3 protein-coding genes are annotated in these 2,781 nt (G+C 72.4%); 2 read left to right on the plus strand and 1 reads right to left on the minus strand.

The annotated features are described in order from the left end of the window. Positions 1 to 738: glycosyl hydrolase family 65 protein (locus JHD21_RS21715; RefSeq protein ID WP_292679625.1), on the plus strand; the 738-nt coding region annotated here is incomplete at its 5' end. Here the strand turns inward: JHD21_RS21715 and JHD21_RS21720 are convergent. Continuing rightward, positions 730 to 1,821: an exo-alpha-sialidase gene (locus JHD21_RS21720; RefSeq protein WP_292679627.1), complete on the minus strand. Its 1,092-nt coding sequence runs from the start codon at positions 1,819 to 1,821 to the stop codon at positions 730 to 732. The two genes, JHD21_RS21715 and JHD21_RS21720, sit on opposite strands and share 9 nt — an antisense overlap. 37 nt (positions 1,822 to 1,858) lie before the next feature. On the opposite strand from JHD21_RS21720, the gene JHD21_RS21725 reads away from it, so the two are divergent. Beyond that, on the plus strand, positions 1,859 to 2,701 hold the full coding sequence (locus JHD21_RS21725) for an EamA family transporter (RefSeq protein WP_292679628.1): 843 nt from the start codon (positions 1,859 to 1,861) through the stop codon (positions 2,699 to 2,701). The last annotated feature ends 80 nt before the right edge of the window (positions 2,702 to 2,781 follow it).

Here is a 2,781-nt window from a genome sequence, read left to right on the forward strand (position 1 = left end):
CCGCTGCTGCTGCACTACCACCCGCTGGTGATCTACCGGTTCCAGGTGCTCAAGCAGGCCGACGTCGTGCTGGCCCTGTTCCTCCAGGGCGACCGGTTCACCGCGGAGGAGAAGCGGGCCGACTTCGAGTACTACGACCCGATCACGACCGGCGACTCGACGCTCTCGGCCGTCGTGCAGTCGATCATGGCGGCCGAGGTCGGCTACCACGACGTCGCCTGGGGCTACTTCCTCCAGGGCCTCTACGTCGACCTGATGAACCTGCACGACAACACCGTCGACGGGCTGCACGTCGCCTCCGCCGGCGGCGTGTGGAGCGCGTTGGTCTTCGGGTTCGCCGGGATGCGCGACACCGGCGGCCGGCTGTCGTTCGACCCCCGGCTCCCCGACGCGTGGAGCGAGATCACGTTCCCGCTGTGCTGGCACGGCGAGCGGCTGCAGGTGACCGTGTCCTCCGACGCCCTCGAGATCCGGTCCGAGGGGGACGGCCACGACGTCGAGATCACGGTGCGCGGGGTGAAGCACTCCCTGCAGGCCGGGACGACGGTCCGGGTCGCGCTCGACGGGCACGGCCAGCGGATCGACGGCACGCTGGGCGACGCTCCCCTGATCGGGGGGACCCGCGCGGACGGGACGACCATCACCGCCGGCGTGCCCGAGCCGATCCCATTCGAGGACCACCAGGAGCTCTCGCCCTCGGAGCTGCCGCTCGTGGACCCGCCGGTCCCGTCACACTGAGTCGACCGCGGCCGCCCGCACCACCATGACGTCGGGGAGGTTGGCGACGATCTGCCGCCACGAGTCGCCAGCGTCGGTCGACGCCCACACGGCACCGTTGCGGGCGCCGACGTAGACACCCAACGGGTCGTGGCCGTCGTGGGCCATGGCGTCGCGCATGACCCCGACGTAGAAGTCGTCGGGGAGACCGTTGCCGAGCTCCTCCCACGTGTCGCCGGCGTCCCGGGACCGCCAGACCCGGGCCTTGCCGTCGGGTGGGAACCGGCCGTCGCCGGCGCCGTTGGGGAAGACGAAGATCGTGTCCGGCTCGTGCGGGTGCACGACCAGCGCGAACCCGAAGTCGCTCGGCAGTCCGTCGCCGATGTAGTCCCAGGACGCGGCGTGGTCGTCGGACCGGTACACGCCGCCGTGGTTCTGCAGGTAGAGCCGCTCCGGCTTCGACGGGTGCCGGGCGACCTTGTGGACGCACTGGCCGAACTCGGGGTACTGCTGCCCCTCGGGCAGGAACTCCGCACGGATGCCCCGGTTGCGGGGCTCCCAGGTGGCACCACCGTCCGCGGACTGGTAGACGCCGCCCGTCGAGATGGCCACGGTCACGGAGTCCGGGTCGTCGGGATGCGGCAGCAGCGTGTGGAACGCCTGGCCCCCGAACCCGGCGCCCCACTCGGGGCGGTGCGGGTGGTCCCACAGTCCGCGGACCAGCTCGAACGACTCGCCCCGGTCCGTCGAACGCCACACGGCGCCGGGCTCGGTCCCCGCCCACACGGTGCCCGGCTCGTGGCCGGGGGCGATCTGCCACACCCGCTCGACCGAGGCGTCGACGTCCTCGGGGAACCGGATCGCGCCGCCCGGGCTCTCCTGCCAGGTCGCACCGAGATCGTCGGAGCGCCGGACCTGGGGGCCGAGCCAGCTCGACGAGGCGCCGGTGAGCAGCCTGGGGGGTGACGTCCGGGTGTCCACGAGGCAGGAGTAGACCTCCTCCATGTTGTGGTGCGGGCCGGTGAACTCCCAGTCCGCACGCGCGTCGTCGCTCTGGCCGATCCACAGGCCCTTGCGGGTGCCGATCATCAGTACTGTCGCCATGACCTAAGTTGACCGCGTGGAGGCCCGGAAGTCATCGGTGTCTCCGATCTGGTTGGTCCTCGTCGGGATCCTGTCCGTGCAGTTCGGCGCCGGCGTGGCCAAGACCCTCTTCGACGAGGCGTCGCCGACCACGATCGTGTGGCTGCGGCTGGCCGCCAGCGCGGTCGTCCTGCTCGCCGTGGCCCGCCCGGTCCTGCGCGGCCGGACCCGCGCCGACTGGGCCGTCGTGCTCGGCTTCGGCCTGAGCCTCGGGGTCATGAACTGGGCGATCTACCAGTCCTTCCAGCGGATCCCGATCGGCCTGGCCGTCACCATCGAGTTCGTCGGGCCGCTGACGCTGGCGATCCTCGGGTCACGCCGGGCCCGCGACCTGGTGTGGGTGGCGCTGGCCGCGGCCGGCGTCCTGCTGCTGGGGCTCGAGCCGGGCGACCTCACCTGGGCCGGCGTCGGGTTCGCCCTCCTCGCCGGAGCCGCCTGGGCGGCGTACATCCTGCTCAGCGCGCAGACCGGCGGGCGCTGGCCCGGTCTCGACGGCCTGGCCCTGGCGAGCGTGGTCGCGATGCTGCTGCTCACGCCGCTGACGCTGGGGCGGTACGCCGACCAGCTGGTCGACACCCGGGTCCTGGTCCTCGGCGCGGTGGTCGGGCTGCTGAGCTCGGTCATCCCCTACACCTGCGAGCTGGTCGCGCTGCGCAGCCTGCGGCCCGCGGTGTTCAGCGTGCTGATGAGCCTCGAGCCGGCCGCCGCGGCACTGGCCGGCCTGGTCGTCGTGGGCGAGCTGCTCAGCCCGCTGCAGCTCGTGGCGATGGCCTGCGTGGTGGCGGCGAGCGTCGGCGCGACCCGGTCCGGCTCGACGATCGCGGAGCCGGTCCCCGACTGAGGTGGATCCCGCCCGAGATTTCACCCCGCCGTCACACGGTGGTGACCGTCACGACTCCCGGGCTCCCTACGTTGAGGACC

The sequence above is a fragment of the Nocardioides sp. genome, assembly GCF_016462705.1.
GTDB lineage: Bacteria > Actinomycetota > Actinomycetes > Propionibacteriales > Nocardioidaceae > Nocardioides.

Bases quoted from the DNA above. Each gene is read 5' to 3' on its own strand.
- JHD21_RS21720 (WP_292679627.1), bottom strand. From the start codon at position 1,821: ATGGCGACAGTACTGATGATCGGCACCCGCAAGGGCCTGTGGATCGGC.